The sequence below is a fragment of the Streptomyces sp. WP-1 genome, assembly GCF_030450125.1.
In the GTDB taxonomy this organism is placed as follows: domain Bacteria; phylum Actinomycetota; class Actinomycetes; order Streptomycetales; family Streptomycetaceae; genus Streptomyces; species Streptomyces incarnatus.
In genome coordinates this window covers 6053337-6067297 of record NZ_CP123923.1, presented here as the reverse complement: position 1 = coordinate 6067297, position 13961 = coordinate 6053337, and the positions used below count along the sequence as shown (strand labels likewise).

Below are 13961 nucleotides of genomic sequence, written 5' to 3'. Positions count from 1 at the left end.
CAACGTGGAAATTCCGCACGCCTTTTCGAATCACCGTGCACACGCGTTCCCTCACCTGTCCGCGGGCCCTACTCCACCACCGCCCCGTTCAGCACCACCCGGCGCGGTGCCGCCAGCACCCCCACACCGGCCCGGGGGTCCTCGTCGTACACCACGAGGTCCGCGGGCGCCCCCTCCTCCAGGCCGGGCCGCCCGAGCCACGCGCGCGCGGACCAGCTGGTCGCCCCGAGCGCCTCGATCGGCGGGATGCCCGCGGTGACCAGCTCGGCGACCTCCGCCGCGACCAGCCCGTGCGGCAAGGAGCCGCCGGCGTCGGTGCCGACGAACACCGGGATCCCGGCGTCGTACGCGGAGCGCACCGTGTCGTAGCGGCGCTCGTGCAGCCGGCGCATATGGGCCGACCAGTCCGGGAACTTGCTCTCGCCGCCCGCCGCGAGCCGCGGGAAGGTGGCGATGTTGACGAGGGTGGGGACGATGGCGACGCCCCGCTCGGCGAACAGCGGGATCAGGTCCTCGGTGAGGCCGGTGGCGTGTTCGATGCAGTCGATGCCCGACTCGACCAGGTCGCGCAGGGAGTTCTCGGCGAAGCAGTGCGCGGTGACCCGGGCGCCCAGCCGGTGGGCCTCGGCGATCGCGGCCCCGACCGCCTCCCGGGGCCAGCAGGGGGAGAGATCGCCGAGGTCACGGTCGATCCAGTCGCCGACCAGCTTGACCCAGCCGTCGCCGCGCCGGGCCTCCTGGGCGACATAGGCGACGAGGTCGTCCGGCTCGATCTCCCAGGCGTAGTTGCGGATGTAGCGGCGGGTGCGCGCGATGTGCCGCCCGGCCCGGATGATCTTCGGCAGATCGGCCCGGTCGTCGATCCAGCGGGTGTCGGAGGGCGAGCCCGCGTCCCGCATCAGCAGGGTGCCCGCCTCCCGGTCGGTCAGTGCCTGCTTCTCGGCGGTCTCCGCGTCGACCGGTCCGTGCGCGTCGAGACCCACATGGCAGTGGGCGTCGACCAGGCCGGGCAGCGCCCACCCCGTCACGGTCCGGACGTCCCGGGCCCCGGTGGGGCGGTCGTACGACACCCGGCCGCCGACCACCCACAGTTCGTCGCGTACGTCCTGCGGTCCGACGAGGACCCTGCCCTTGACATGCAGCACCGGCTGATCGCTCATACCGGCACCTTAGAGGGCTAGCCGAGCCCGGTTCCTCCCTGGTCCGCGACCCCCTCCTCCACCTCGGCCATCGCCGGGTCGAGGAGGCGGGAGAGGAAGTGGCGGGTGCGCTCGTGCCGGGGAGCGCCGATGACCTGTTCGGGGCGGCCCTCCTCCACGATCACGCCGCCGTCCATGAAGACGACCCGGTCGGCGACCTCGCGCGCGAAGCTCATCTCGTGGGTGACGACCATCATCGTCATGCCCTCCCGCGCGAGGCCCCGCATCACCGCGAGGACGTCGCCGACCAGCTCGGGGTCGAGCGCCGAGGTCGGCTCGTCGAAGAGCATCACCTCGGGGCCCATGGCGAGCGCGCGGGCGATGGCCACCCGCTGCTGCTGGCCGCCGGAGAGGGCGGAGGGGTAAGCGCCGGCCTTCTCCGCGAGGCCCACCCGGGCCAGATTCTCGGCGGCGACGCGCTCGGCCGCCGCCCTGTCCCGCTTCAGTACCCGGCGCTGCGGCAGCGTGAGGTTCTCGGTGACGCTGAGGTGCGGGAAGAGGTTGAACTGCTGGAAGACCATGCCGATCCGGCGGCGGACGGCGTCGATGTCGACGTCCGGGTCGGTGACCTCGGTACCGCCGACGAAGACCCGCCCCTCGGTGGGCTCCTCCAGCAGGTTCACACAGCGCAGCAGCGTGGACTTGCCGGAGCCGGACGGGCCGATGACGCAGACGACCTCGCCCTGGGCGATCTCCAGGTCGATGCCGCGCAGCACCTGGTTGTCGCCGAAGGACTTGTGCAGACCCTGGACGCGGATCTCGGGGGTGGTCACCTGATCTCCCTGAGGGCCTTGGTTTCCATACGGCGGACGACGAGGCTGAGCGGGATGGTGATCAGCAGATAGCACAGGCCCGCGACCAGGATCGGCGTGGAGTTGGCGGTCTGGCTGGCCAGGTCGTTGCCGAACTTGGACAGTTCGCGCTGTTCCAGGGTGACGCCGAGGAACAGCACCAGCGAGGAGTCCTTGAAGAGCAGGACGAGTTCGTTGGTCAGCGGCGGCAGGATGATGCGGAAGGCCTGCGGCAGGATGATCGAGACCATGGCCCGCGCGGGCGAGAAGCCGAGCGAACGGGCCGCCTCCATCTGCCCCTTGGGCACCGCCTGGATCCCGGCGCGGATGGTCTCGGCCATGTAGGCGGCGGAGACCAGGCCGAGCGCCACGGCGACCTTGCCGTAGGTGCCGCCCGGGTACTGGACGGTCGGGAAGGCCAGCGGCACGCCGACGCCGACGAAGATGAAGATCAGCAGCGCGGGCAGGCCGCGGAAGATCTCGATGTAGATGCCGGCGAGCCAGCGGTAGGGGCCCACGGAGGACAGCCGCATCAGGGCGATGACCATGCCGAGGGCCAGGCCGACGACGAACCCGGACAGCGTGTACAGCACGGTGTTCTTCAGGGCGACCGTGATCAGCTCGGGGAACAGTTGCTTGGCGATGCCGGGCTGCGCGAACTGGTTCTGGAGCCGCCCCCAGTCCGCGGTGAGCGCGAAGGCGAGCACCGCGGCGGCGAGGACGGCGTACTGGGCGCCGCGCGAGAGCCTGCGCTTCTGCGTGCGCGTCAGCCCCGTGCGCTTCGGCTGGATGCCGGTGTCCGTGTCGGCCATGGGGTCAGGAACCGGCCGGGGAGGCGACGGAGGGGTCGTACGGGCCGATCCACTTCTCGTAGATCTTCTTGTAGGTGCCGTCGGCCTTGGCGTCCTTGAGGGCCTTGTCGATGGCCTTCAGCAGCGGCTTGTTGCCTTTCTTGACCGTGAAGCCGTACTGCTCGCCGGTCTTCAGGTTGTCGACCACCTTGAACTTGTCCGCGTTGGCCTTGTCCTTCAGCCAGCCCTGGACCACCGGGTAGTCGATGACGACGGCCTGGACCTGGCCGGTGCGCAGGCCGTTGAGGACGGCGTCGGAGGAGGCGAAGGAGACCGGGTCGAGGCCCTTCTTCTTGGCGAAGTCCTCACCGGTGGTCTGCGCCTGGGCGCCGAGCTTCTTGCCCTTGGCGCCGTCGAGCGAGGTGATCCCGCTGTTCTTGGCGACCAGCACCGCCTGGGTGGCCTCGAAGTACGGGTCGGAGAAGTCGACGTTCTTCGCCCGCTCGGGGGTGATCGTCATACCGGCGGCGGCCAGGTCGCACTGGCCGGAGTTCAGGAAGGCGCCGGTCTTGAAGTTCTCGAACGGCGTGTCCACGATCTGCTGCTTGACGCCGAGGTCCTTGGCGACCAGGTCGATCAGGGAGACGTCGAAGCCCTGCACCTTGCCGTCGACCACCGACTGGAACGGCGGGTAGGGCAGGTGGGTGCAGGTGGTGAGCTGCCCGGCCTTGGCGAGGTGGACACCGCCGGCCACGCTCTTGCCGCCCCCCGAGTCACTGGAGGAGCAGCCCGCCACGACGAGCACGAGGCCCGCGGTCGCGGTGGTGGCGGCCAGCAGGCGGGTCCGGCGTCCGAAGGGCGTTTTCATGGGGGGAGTCTCCTGAGGAGGGAACAATAGGTTCCGATTATAAGGAAATGTTTGGGTATCTCAAACCAAACCCATGGCCTTGGAGGGCCTGGACCTAAGATCGGGGGGAGCAGACCGCTGTGGCCCCTGCGAACCTCCCGACGAAGAGAGAGCACCGCCGTGACGCACCCCCTCCTCGACCTGCCCCCGCTGACCGCGCGGCGCTTCGCCGCGATCGAGGACCGGGTGGCCCGGCTGCTGGACACCCGGCAGGACGTACTGATCACCCAGGGCGAGGCGCTGCTGCCGCTGGAGGGCGCGATCCGCGCCGCCGCCGGTCCCGGCACGGTGGCGCTGAACGTGATCACCGGCCCCTACGGGCGGACCTTCGGTGACTGGCTGCGGGACGCCGGCGCGACCGTGTACGACATCGCGGTCCCCTTCCACACGGCGGTGCGGGCGGAGCAGATCCGTGCCGCGTTCGCCGAGCACCCGGAGATCGACTTCGTCTCGCTGGTGCACGCGGAGGCGGCGACCGGCAACACCAACCCGGTCGCGGAGATCGGCGAGGCGGTACGGGAGCAGGGCGCCCTCTTCTATCTGGACGCGGTCGCCTCGGTGGGCGCCGAGCCGGTGCTGCCGGACGCGTGGGGCGTGGACCTGTGCGTGATCGGCGCGCAGAAGGCGATGGGCGGCCCGGCGGGCGTCTCGGCGATCTCGGTGAGCGAGCGGGCCTGGGCCCGGATGGCGGCGAACCCGAACGCGCCGCGCCACTCCTACCTCTCCCTGCTGGACTGGAAGGAGCGCTGGCTGGACGCCGGCCGCACGGCCCTGCCGCACGCCCCGGCCCAGCTGGAGATGCTGGCGCTGGACGCCTGCCTGGAGCGGATCGAGGCGGACGGCCCGGAGACGGTGATGGCCCGCCACCGGCGCGCGGCCGCGGCCACCCGGGCGGGCGCGCTGGCCCTCGGCGGCGGCCTGGAGCCGTACGTCCACGACGCCGGGGACGCCGCCCCGGTCGCCACGACCCTGCGCGTCCCCTCCTCGCTCGCGGCCTCCGATCTGGTCGCCGCCGCGCTGGCCGCCGACCCCGCCCTCCCGCTGGCCGCGGGCGGCGGCGCCCTGGCCAAGGAGATGATCCGGGTCAACCACTACGGCCCCGACGCCACCGGGTCCGCCGTCCAGGCATCCCTGGCCGCCCTGGGCACGGCCCTCGCCGCGCGGGGCGCGACGGTGGACCCGGCGGCCGCCCGGCAGGCCGTGGAGCGGGCCTGGCGGTAACCGCGAGGAATTCCCGGGCAGCACGACGGCCCGCGCCCCGAGGCGCGGGCCGTCGCCATGCGCGCGGGTATTCCCGGTGAATGAATCGACGACGCTAAATCTCGAATTCAATTCGGCTTCACAATTCCCGCTAATTTCCCGGACGGCAGCTTCCCATACTCTTCTGCCCGCTTTTTGCACGGCTAAACGGGCCAGTTTTCCGGGAGATTTCCGACGGTTTCAGGGGTGTGACACACCCCACAAAATTTAGGTTTTGCCCCACTTTGCCATAGGTCAAAGCGGTCATTTCACTCCGCCTGTCGAGCGGTGCCGCATCTGCGGTGATGCATTTTTAAATTTGCCTCGCTAAATTCGTGCCGCATGACCGCCGCATCCGCAGACCTGCTCATAGACCGACCGGAAACGGCCGACGGCGCCGCGCTCTGGCGCCTCGCCAAGGACTCGAAAACGCTCGATCTCAACTCGTCCTACAGCTATCTGCTGTGGTGCCGGGACTTCGCCGGCACCTCGGCGGTGGCGCGTGATGCGGACGGCACACCCGTCGGATTCATCACCGGGTACGTGCGGCCCGACCGTCCGGACACCCTGCTCGTCTGGCAGGTCGCCGTGGACTCCGCCCAGCGCGGCCGCGGCATCGCCGCCGCGCTGCTGGACGGGCTGACCGCGCGGCTCGCCGCCGAGCGCGGCGTCACCCGCCTGGAGACCACCATCGCGCCCGGCAACACCGCCTCCGAGCGGCTGTTCACCTCGTTCGCCGAGCGGCACGGCGCGCACCTCACCCGCGAGGTGCTGTTCCCCGCCGAGCTGTTCCCGGACGGCCCGCACGACTCCGAAGTCCTCTACCGCATCGGCCCGTCGACCGATTCCCACGCCCTCTGAGGAGCGAATCACCGTGACCATCACCCAGCCCGACCTCAGTGTCTTCGAGACCCTCGAGTCCGAGGTGCGCAGCTACTGCCGCGGCTGGCCCACCGTGTTCGACCGCGCGCAGGGCAGCCGGATGTACGACGAGGACGGCCATGCGTACCTCGACTTCTTCGCCGGTGCCGGATCACTCAACTACGGCCACAACAACCCGGTGCTCAAACGGGCGCTGATCGACTATCTGTCCCGGGACGGGGTCACCCACGGCCTGGACATGTCGACCACGGCCAAGCGCCGCTTCCTGGAGACCTTCCAGAACCTGGTGCTGCGCCCGCGCGACCTGCCGTACAAGGTCATGTTCCCGGGCCCGACCGGCACCAACGCCGTGGAGTCGGCGCTGAAGCTGGCCCGCAAGGTGAAGGGCCGCGAGGCCATCGTGTCCTTCACCAACGCCTTCCACGGCATGTCCCTGGGCTCGCTCGCGGTGACCGGCAACGCCTTCAAGCGGGCCGGCGCCGGCGTCCCGCTGGTGCACGGCACCCCGATGCCGTTCGACAACTACTTCGACGGCACCGTCCCGGACTTCCTGTGGTTCGAGCGGCTCCTGGAGGACCAGGGCTCCGGTCTGAACAAGCCCGCCGCGGTGATCGTGGAGACCGTGCAGGGCGAGGGCGGCATCAATGTGGCCCGCCCCGAGTGGCTGCGCGCCCTCAAGGAGCTGTGCGAGCGGCAGGACATGCTGCTGATCGTCGACGACATCCAGATGGGCTGCGGCCGTACCGGCGCCTTCTTCTCCTTCGAGGAGGCCGGGATCACCCCCGACATCGTCACGGTGTCGAAGTCCATCAGCGGCTACGGCCTGCCGATGTCGCTGTGCCTGTTCCGGCCCGAGCTGGACGTCTGGGAGCCGGGCGAGCACAACGGCACCTTCCGCGGCAACAACCCCGCGTTCGTCACCGCCGCCGCCGCGCTGGAGGCGTACTGGACCGACGGCTCGGCCATGGAGAAGCAGACCCGCACCCGCGGCGAGCAGGTCGAGCAGGCGCTGATCTCCATCACCGAGGAGAACCTCGCCGACGTCAAGGAGTACCGCGGCCGCGGTCTGGTGTGGGGCCTGGAGTTCCACGCCAAGGACCGTGCCGGGCGGATCGCGCGGCGGGCCTTCGAACTGGGCCTGCTCATCGAGACCTCGGGCCCGGAGAGCGAGGTCGTCAAGCTGCTGCCGGCCCTGACCATCACCCCCGACGAGCTGGACGAGGGCCTGAGCATCCTCGCCCGCGCCGTCCGGGAAACCGCCTGAACCACCTGAACCACACCGTCCGACCGCAACGTCCGACCAGGAGGAAGCACCACCGTGATCGTCCGATCGTTCAAGGACATCGAAGGCACCGACCGGCACGTCAAGTCGAAGTCGGGTACCTGGGAGAGCAAGCGCATCGTCCTGGCCAAGGAGCGGGTCGGCTTCTCGCTGCACGAGACCATCCTGTACGCGGGGACCGAGACCCAGATGTGGTACGCCAACCACATCGAGGCCGTCGTCTGCACCCAAGGCGAGGCCGAACTGACCGACCGCGAGACCGGGAAGACGTACACCATCACGCCCGGCACCATGTACCTCCTGAACGGGCACGAGCGGCACACGCTGCGTGTCAAGGAGGACTTCCACTGCATCTGCGTGTTCAACCCGCCCGTGACCGGACGGGAGGACCACGACGAGAACGGCGTCTACCCGCTGCTCACGGAGCCCGAGCCCGAGGAGGTGTGAGCGACCATGACCACCGCCACCGTGAAGGACCTGTACCCGACCCGCGGCGCCACCGAGGTGACCGTCCCACGCCAGGACCCGGTCCTGTGGGGCACTCCGGACACCCCCGGGCCGATCGCGGCGGCCGAGCTCCAGTCGTACGAGCGTGACGGCTTCCTCGCCGTCGACCAGCTGATCGGACCCGGCGAGGTCGAGGTCTACCGGCAGGAGCTGGACCGGCTGGTCAGCGACCCGGCGATCCGCTTCGACGAGCGCTCCATCGTGGAGCCGTCGTCGCAGGAGATCCGCTCGGTCTTCGAGGTGCACCGGATCAGCGAGGTGTTCGCCCGGCTGGTGCGGGACGAGCGCGTGGTCGGCCGGGCCCGCCAGATCCTCGGCTCGGACGTGTACGTCCACCAGTCGCGGATCAACGTCAAGCCGGGCTTCGGCGCGAGCGGCTTCTACTGGCACTCGGACTTCGAGACCTGGCACGCCGAGGACGGCCTGCCGAACATGCGCACGGTGTCCGTCTCGATCGCGCTGACCGAGAACCACGACACCAACGGCGGCCTGATGATCATGCCGGGCTCGCACCGGACGTTCCTCGGCTGCGCGGGCGAGACGCCCAAGGACAACTACAAGAAGTCGCTCCAGATGCAGGACGCGGGCACCCCCTCCGACGGGGCGCTGACGGAGCTGGCGGGCGAGTACGGCATCAAGCTGTTCACCGGCAAGCCGGGCTCGGCCACCTGGTTCGACTGCAACTGCATGCACGGCTCCGGGGACAACATCACCCCGTTCCCGCGCAGCAACGTCTTCATCGTGTTCAACAGCGTGGAGAACACGGCGGTGGAGCCGTTCGCCGCGCCGGTGCGCCGACCGGAGTTCATCGGCGCGCGCGACTTCACCCCGGTGAGGTAGGCGCCTTCTGACACCGGGCCGGGGCCTTTACGTGTGGGACGGGAGGCCCCGGCCCGGTCATGTCCCGGCGGGGTCAGCCGGCCAGCGCGTCGAGCAGCCGGTCCACGTCCGCCGCCGTGTTGTAGAGGTGGAAGGACGCGCGCAGACTGCCCGCCCGGTCGGCGACCTGGATGCCGGCCCGGCTCAACCCGGCCTGCCGCGCGCCGAGTCCGGGCACGGAGACGATCGCCGAGCCGGGCGCGGGCAGCGGTTCGTGCCCCAGCCGGGCGATCCCCTCGGTGAAGCGGCCGGCGAGCGCCAGGTCGTGCGCGTGCACGGCGGCCACGCCCAGCTCCTCGATCAGCGTGAGCGAGGCGTACACCCCGCTGTAGGTGAACAGGCCGGGGCTGACGTCGAACCGGCGGGCACAGCGGGCGAGTTCGGCGACCGGGCCATAGCAGCCGCCCCAGGGATCCTCGGCCGCGACCCAGCCCGCGAGCAGCGGGGTCAGCCCGCCGAGGTCCTCGGGGACGACGAGGAAGGCGGCGCCGTGCGGGCCGAGCAGCCACTTGAAGGTGGTGGCGACGGTGTAGTCGTAGCCGTCCGCGTCGATCGGCAGCCAGCCGGCGGCCTGGGAGAAGTCGACGTAGGTGCGCGCGCCGTGGGCGCGGGCCGCCGCGCGCAGGGCGGGCAGGTCGGCGAGACGGCCGTCGGCGGACTGCGCGGCGCTGACCGCGACCAGCGCGGTGCCGGGGCGCACGGACTCGGCGAGCCGCTCCAGCGGTACGGCGCGCACCTTGAGGTCGCCGCGCACATGGAAGGGGTTCACCACGGAGGTGAAGTCGTCCTCGACCGTGAGGACTTCGGCGCCCGCGGGCAGGGAGGCCGCGATCAGACCGGTCTGCGCGGCGACCGAGGGACCGGCCGCCACCCGGCTCACCGGGACCCCGGCCAGCCGGGCGAAGGCGGCGCGGGCCCGCTCGACGTCCTCGAACAGCGGGTCCAGCGGCCGGCCCGCGGCCCGGATCGCCATCGCCTCCTGGAGCGCGGTGAGAGTGCGGGCCGGGAGCAGGCCGCTGGTCGCGGTGTTCAGATAGGTGTTCTCCGGGCGGAACTCGGCGCGGACGAGGCTCTCGAAGTTCTCCATGAGCCCACTGTGCGGGTCGGTGAGGTCCCCGTCCATCGCGCGTCTCTCCGGGGATCCGCCAAGCGTTTCTCGGACGACCGCGCCGAGCCGGGGGTTCGCGCCCCGCGCGGTCAGTCGCGCGGCGGCACCGCGCAGCCGTCCGGGCCGCAGGCGTCGGCACCGCCCTGGTCGACCAGCGTCAGCGGGGCGCGCTCGCCCCAGGCCTGGCCGAGCGCCTGGGTGAAGACCTCGGCGGGCTGGGCGCCGGAGACGCCGTACTTGCGGTCGAGCACGAAGAAGGGGACGCCGTTCGCGCCCAGCTCGGCGGCCTCGCGCTCGTCCGCGCGCACCGCCTCGGCGTACGCCTCGGGGTCGGCGAGCACCGCGCGCACCTCGGCCGCGTCGAGCCCGGCGCCGGTGGCCAGCTCGACCAGCCGCTCGTCGCCCCCGGTGAAGACGGACCGCTCCTCGGCGAAGTTGGCCCGGTACAGGGCCTGGATCAGCTCGTCCTGCCGGCCGCGCTCCTTGGCCAGGTGCAGCAGGCGGTGCATGTCGAAGGTGTTGCCGTGGTCGCGGCCCCGGGTGCGGTAGTCCAGGCCCTCGGCGGCGGCCTGGGCGCCCAGGTTGTCCTCCCCGGCCTCGGCCTGCGCCTCGCTCATGCCGTACTTCCTGGTCAGCATGGTGAGCACGGACTCGACATCGCCCTTGGCGCGGCCGGGGTCCAGCTCGAAGGAGCGGTGCACCACCTCGACGTCCTCGCGGTGCGGGAAGGCGGCGAGCGCCTTCTCGAAGCGGGCCTTGCCCACATAGCACCAGGGGCAGGCGATGTCGCTCCAGATCTCGACGCGCATGTCTTCGGCTCTTTCCAGGTCGTACGGGGGCGGAGACGATCCCCGCCGAGTACGTGAACATTCAAATGACCCCGGTCATTCCCCCGGCGCTTCCGGCGGCACCGCGTACCGCAGGAACAGATGGTGGTCCCCCGGCGCGGGCGGGTTCTCCGGGTCCGGCACCCAGCCCTGCCGGGCGTAGAAGGCCTGGGCCCGCAGGTTGTCCACATGCACGTCGAGCACGGCCGTGCGCCGTCCCGCCGCCCGCCACTCCGCCGCGCAGGCCGCGTGCAGGGCCGTACCGATGCCGCCCCGCCAGCGGTCCGGGTCGACATGGAACTGGAACAGCTTGACGGTGTCCGGGCCGGCTCCGTCCGGCGTCCGGAAGGAGGCGACCCCGGCGAGCCGGCCCTCCCGGACGGCGCACAGCACCCGCCCGTCGGGCCGCTCGATGGACCCCCGCCACGCCTCGGTCCAGTCGAGCTGCGCCTGCGGGACACCGTCCGGGTAGTACGTCGAGCGCGCGCGCAGATGCAGTGCGGCGACGGCCCCGGCCTCGGCGGACAGCGCGGTGCGGATCTCCAGGGTGCTCGCGGGTTCACTGATCATGGGACGGAGGACGCCGTGTCCGGGCCGCCGGTTCCCGGTGTTCTCTGCACTGGACGCCGTCGAAGCGAAGGGGCCGAGGGCGATGACGGCAGGGGACGCGGGCGGCGCGCAGGTCAAGTCCGCGGTACGGACGGTCGAGTTGCTGGAGTACTTCGCCGGCCGCCCCGGCATGCACTCCCTCGCGGCCGTGCAGGAGACCGTCGGCTACCCCAAGTCCAGTCTGTACATGCTGCCGCGCACCCTCGTGGAGCTGGGCTGGGTGGAGACGGACGCGACGGGCACGCGGTACGGCATCGGGGTGCGGGCGCTGCTGGTGGGCACCTCGTACATCGACGGCGACGAGGTGGTGGCCGCCGCCCGCCCGGCCCTGGGCCGGCTCGCCGACGACACCACCGAGACCGTCCACCTGGCCCGGCTCGACGGCACCGGCGTGGTCTACCTCGCCACCCGCCCGTCCCCGCACTCTCCTCGCCCCTTCACCCGGGTCGGGCGCCGCCTCCCGGCCCACTCCACCTCGCTCGGCAAGGCGATCCTCGCCACGTACACCGCCGACGAGGTACGGGCGCTGCTGCCGCCGGAGCTGCCCGCGCTCACCGAGCACACCCTCACCGACCGGGAGCGGCTGATCGAGGAGCTGCGCCGGGTGCGGGAGCGGGGCTTCGCGGTCGACCGCGAGGAGACACACGGTGGGGCTGCGCTGCTTCGGCGTGGCGCTGCCGTCCGCAGCCCGGCCCGGGACGCGGTCAGCTGCTCGGTGCCGGTGGCCCGGCTGACCCCCGACCGTGAGCGGACGATCAAGGACGCGCTGTCCGAGGCCCGCGACCGGCTGACCCTGGCGACGCGCAGGCTCTGAGCGCGGACCGGGGCCGGGGGCGAGCCGCGCGCCGCGCTCCGGCACGGCGGTCGCACCGTCGTAGTCTCGGGCCCCATGGAGATCGCGCTGCGGACCGTCCTCGACGAGGATCTGCCGTTGTTCTTCCGGCAGATGACCGACCCGGTGGCCCTGCGGATGGCCGCGTTCGGCCCCCAGGACCCGACCGACCGGGACGCCTTCGAGGCCCGGCTCAAACGGATCCGCGCCTCCTGCGACGTGCTGCGCACGGTGCTGGCCGACGGGCGGGTGGCCGGCAGCGCGGCGGTCTACGGGGAGCCCGGCGAGCGCGAGGTGACGTACTGGATCGACCGCGCCTACTGGGGCCGGGGCGTGGCGACGGCCGCGCTGCGCGCCCTGCTCGCCGAGGTCCCCGAGCGGCCGCTGTACGCGCGGGCGGCGGCCGACAACACCGCCTCGCTGCGGGTCCTGGCCAAGTGCGGCTTCCGCGAGTCCGTCCGGGCCCGGGGCTTCGCCAACGGCCGGGGCGAGGAGATCGAGGAGGTCGTGCTCGTCCTGGCCGCGGACATCCCGGAGGCATGACCCGGGGCGCATGAGTACGGGATGAACGGGACATGAGAATTCCCGGCGCGAGGGAACGTTCGTGCCCTTCCCGGACGTCTTCCGTACGGGATGAACGGGATGAACAAGACGATCAGGCGAGCGTCCGTCTTCTCGCTGCTGCTCGTGATCGCCCTGCTGGTCAGGGCGACCTGGGTGCAGTTCTACGACGGACAGGCCCTCGCGGACGACACGAACAACCGGCGCAACGCGATCGCGACCTACTCGCAGCCGCTCGGGAACATCATCGTGGCCGGAAACGCCATCACCGGCTCGGCCCGGACCAAGGGAGGCGACCTCGCCTACAAGCGCACGTACAAGAACGGCAAGCTGTACGCGGCGGTGACCGGCTACGCCTCGCAGGCGTACGCGCCCACGCAGCTGGAGGGCATCTACACCGATCTGCTCAACGGCACGGACCCCGGCCTGAAGTCGATCATGGACACCCTCACCGGTGAGCGGGCCGACCCCGGCGACGTGGTCACCACCATCGACCCGGCGGTGCAGAAGGCCGCCTACGACGCGCTCGGCGACAAGAAGGGCGGGGCCGTCGCCATCGACCCGAAGACCGGCCGCATCCTGGCCGCCGTGTCGACACCGTCGTACGACCCCTCGGAACTCACCGACGCCAACACGGCCGGCCCCGCCTGGAAGCGGCTCAACGCGGACCCGGACAAGCCGATGAGCAACCGGGCGCTGCGCCAGCCGCTGCCGCCCGGCTCGACGTTCAAGCTGGTCGTGGCCTCGGCCGCGCTGGAGAGCGGGCTGTACAAGAACGTGGACCAGCACACCGACAGCCCCGATCCGTACCGGCTGCCGGGCACGGTGCGGGACCTGGCCAACGAGAACCCCTCGGCGCCCTGCCGCGACGCCCCGATCCGGGTGGCGCTCCAGTACTCCTGCAACAACGTCTTCGCCAAGATGGCCGTCGACCTCGGCCAGGACAAGGTGCGGGCCATGGCGGAGAAGTACGGCTTCAACGACGACCGCCAGGACGTGCCGGTGCGCGCCTACCCCAGCGTCTACCCGAAGGACATGGACAAGTCCTCGACCGCGCTGACCGGCATCGGCCAGTACGACGTCACCGCGACCCCGCTCCAGATGGCGATGGTGTCCGCGGCGATCGCCAACGGCGGTGAGCTGCCCTCGCCGCACATGGTGTCCCGGACCGTGGACAGCGGCGGTGACGTGGTGCACGACTACGACGGCGACACCAGCAGCAAGCGGATCATCAGCGCCGGGACCGCGGCCCAGCTCCAGTCCGCCATGGAGACCGTGGTCAAGGACGGCACCGGCACCAACGCGCTGATCGACGGCGTGACCGTCGGCGGCAAGACCGGTACCGCGCAGCACGGCGAGAACAACAGCAAGACGCCGTACGCCTGGTTCACCTCGTTCGGCAAGTCCGACAGCACCGGCAAGGAGGTGGCCGTCGCGGTGATGGTCGAGCAGTCGGACGCGGCCCGCTCGGAGGTCAGCGGCAACGGGCTGGCGGCGCCGGTGGCGCGGGCCATGATGGCGGCGGCGCTGAAGAAGTGACGTGAGCG

At 71.3% G+C, this 13961-nt stretch carries 15 protein-coding genes; 8 read left to right on the top strand and 7 right to left on the bottom strand.

The window, feature by feature from the left end:
• Positions 1-68 precede the first annotated feature (68 nt).
• Genes QHG49_RS26815 through QHG49_RS26800 form a run of 4 tightly spaced genes read right to left on the bottom strand, consistent with a single transcriptional unit; the run spans position 69 to position 3649 of the window.
• Positions 69-1160 carry an amidohydrolase family protein gene (locus QHG49_RS26815; protein WP_301491603.1) on the bottom strand — a complete coding sequence of 364 codons (1092 nt, stop codon included), beginning with the start codon at positions 1158-1160 and terminating at the stop codon, positions 69-71.
• A 17-nt stretch (positions 1161-1177) separates the two neighbouring features.
• Positions 1178-1972, bottom strand: coding sequence for an amino acid ABC transporter ATP-binding protein (locus QHG49_RS26810; RefSeq protein ID WP_159700266.1), 795 nt, complete (start codon positions 1970-1972; stop codon positions 1178-1180).
• Entirely contained in the window at positions 1969-2802 is an 834-nt protein-coding gene (locus QHG49_RS26805) for an amino acid ABC transporter permease (RefSeq protein ID WP_159700269.1), read from the bottom strand. The genes QHG49_RS26810 and QHG49_RS26805 overlap by 4 nt, the downstream gene beginning before the upstream one ends.
• A gap of 4 nt (positions 2803-2806) precedes the next feature.
• Complete coding sequence (locus tag QHG49_RS26800; protein ID WP_301491602.1) at positions 2807-3649, bottom strand: basic amino acid ABC transporter substrate-binding protein; 843 nt, start codon at positions 3647-3649, stop codon at positions 2807-2809.
• A gap of 159 nt (positions 3650-3808) precedes the next feature.
• On the opposite strand from QHG49_RS26800, the gene QHG49_RS26795 reads away from it, so the two are divergent.
• The 5 genes from QHG49_RS26795 (at position 3809) to thpD (ending at position 8438) form a co-directional block, all read left to right on the top strand.
• On the top strand, positions 3809-4909 hold the full coding sequence (locus tag QHG49_RS26795) for an aminotransferase class V-fold PLP-dependent enzyme (RefSeq protein ID WP_159700275.1): 1101 nt from the start codon (positions 3809-3811) through the stop codon (positions 4907-4909).
• Between the two features lie 360 nt (positions 4910-5269).
• Positions 5270-5788 carry a diaminobutyrate acetyltransferase gene (gene ectA / locus QHG49_RS26790; protein ID WP_145489161.1) on the top strand — a complete coding sequence of 173 codons (519 nt, stop codon included), beginning with the start codon at positions 5270-5272 and terminating at the stop codon, positions 5786-5788.
• Positions 5789-5801: 13 nt separating this feature from the next.
• Positions 5802-7073 (top strand): diaminobutyrate--2-oxoglutarate transaminase, encoded by a 1272-nt coding sequence (ectB, locus tag QHG49_RS26785; protein ID WP_145489159.1) that lies wholly within the window; start codon positions 5802-5804, stop codon positions 7071-7073.
• 54 nt (positions 7074-7127) lie between these two features.
• Complete coding sequence (locus QHG49_RS26780; protein ID WP_145489157.1) at positions 7128-7538, top strand: ectoine synthase; 411 nt, start codon at positions 7128-7130, stop codon at positions 7536-7538.
• Between the two features lie 6 nt (positions 7539-7544).
• Positions 7545-8438 (top strand): ectoine hydroxylase, encoded by an 894-nt coding sequence (gene thpD / locus QHG49_RS26775; RefSeq protein ID WP_145489155.1) that lies wholly within the window; start codon positions 7545-7547, stop codon positions 8436-8438.
• Positions 8439-8511: 73 nt separating this feature from the next.
• Here the strand turns inward: thpD and QHG49_RS26770 are convergent, their stop codons facing one another.
• The 3 genes from QHG49_RS26770 to QHG49_RS26760 all read right to left on the bottom strand — a co-directional run bounded on the left by QHG49_RS26770 (position 8512) and on the right by QHG49_RS26760 (position 10982).
• Positions 8512-9564 (bottom strand): aminotransferase class V-fold PLP-dependent enzyme, encoded by a 1053-nt coding sequence (locus tag QHG49_RS26770; RefSeq protein WP_301491601.1) that lies wholly within the window; start codon positions 9562-9564, stop codon positions 8512-8514.
• A 110-nt stretch (positions 9565-9674) separates the two neighbouring features.
• Positions 9675-10394, bottom strand: coding sequence for a DsbA family oxidoreductase (locus QHG49_RS26765; RefSeq protein ID WP_301491600.1), 720 nt, complete (start codon positions 10392-10394; stop codon positions 9675-9677).
• A gap of 75 nt (positions 10395-10469) precedes the next feature.
• Complete coding sequence (locus QHG49_RS26760; protein ID WP_301491599.1) at positions 10470-10982, bottom strand: GNAT family N-acetyltransferase; 513 nt, start codon at positions 10980-10982, stop codon at positions 10470-10472.
• A gap of 82 nt (positions 10983-11064) precedes the next feature.
• Here QHG49_RS26760 and QHG49_RS26755 point away from each other — a divergent pair, with 82 nt between their 5' ends.
• The 3 genes from QHG49_RS26755 (at position 11065) to QHG49_RS26745 (ending at position 13953) form a co-directional block, all read left to right on the top strand.
• Entirely contained in the window at positions 11065-11835 is a 771-nt protein-coding gene (locus QHG49_RS26755; RefSeq protein WP_301491598.1) for an IclR family transcriptional regulator, read from the top strand.
• A 75-nt stretch (positions 11836-11910) separates the two neighbouring features.
• The gene (locus QHG49_RS26750; RefSeq protein ID WP_159700290.1) at positions 11911-12396 is read left to right on the top strand and encodes a GNAT family N-acetyltransferase; all 486 of its coding nucleotides are present in this window, start codon (positions 11911-11913) and stop codon (positions 12394-12396) included.
• 99 nt (positions 12397-12495) lie between these two features.
• Positions 12496-13953, top strand: coding sequence for a penicillin-binding protein 2 (locus tag QHG49_RS26745; protein ID WP_145489147.1), 1458 nt, complete (start codon positions 12496-12498; stop codon positions 13951-13953).
• Positions 13954-13961 lie beyond the last annotated feature (8 nt).

Coding starts and splice junctions, on each gene's coding strand:
- QHG49_RS26815 (WP_301491603.1), bottom strand. CDS start 1,160: ATGAGCGATCAGCCGGTGCTGCATGTCAAGGGCAGGGTCCTCGTCGGA.
- QHG49_RS26805 (WP_159700269.1), bottom strand. CDS start 2,802: ATGGCCGACACGGACACCGGCATCCAGCCGAAGCGCACGGGGCTGACG.
- QHG49_RS26800 (WP_301491602.1), bottom strand. CDS start 3,649: ATGAAAACGCCCTTCGGACGCCGGACCCGCCTGCTGGCCGCCACCACC.
- ectA (WP_145489161.1), top strand. CDS start 5,270: ATGACCGCCGCATCCGCAGACCTGCTCATAGACCGACCGGAAACGGCC.
- thpD (WP_145489155.1), top strand. CDS start 7,545: ATGACCACCGCCACCGTGAAGGACCTGTACCCGACCCGCGGCGCCACC.
- QHG49_RS26770 (WP_301491601.1), bottom strand. CDS start 9,564: ATGGAGAACTTCGAGAGCCTCGTCCGCGCCGAGTTCCGCCCGGAGAAC.
- QHG49_RS26765 (WP_301491600.1), bottom strand. CDS start 10,394: ATGCGCGTCGAGATCTGGAGCGACATCGCCTGCCCCTGGTGCTATGTG.
- QHG49_RS26760 (WP_301491599.1), bottom strand. CDS start 10,982: ATGATCAGTGAACCCGCGAGCACCCTGGAGATCCGCACCGCGCTGTCC.
- QHG49_RS26755 (WP_301491598.1), top strand. CDS start 11,065: ATGACGGCAGGGGACGCGGGCGGCGCGCAGGTCAAGTCCGCGGTACGG.
- QHG49_RS26750 (WP_159700290.1), top strand. CDS start 11,911: ATGGAGATCGCGCTGCGGACCGTCCTCGACGAGGATCTGCCGTTGTTC.
- QHG49_RS26745 (WP_145489147.1), top strand. CDS start 12,496: ATGAACAAGACGATCAGGCGAGCGTCCGTCTTCTCGCTGCTGCTCGTG.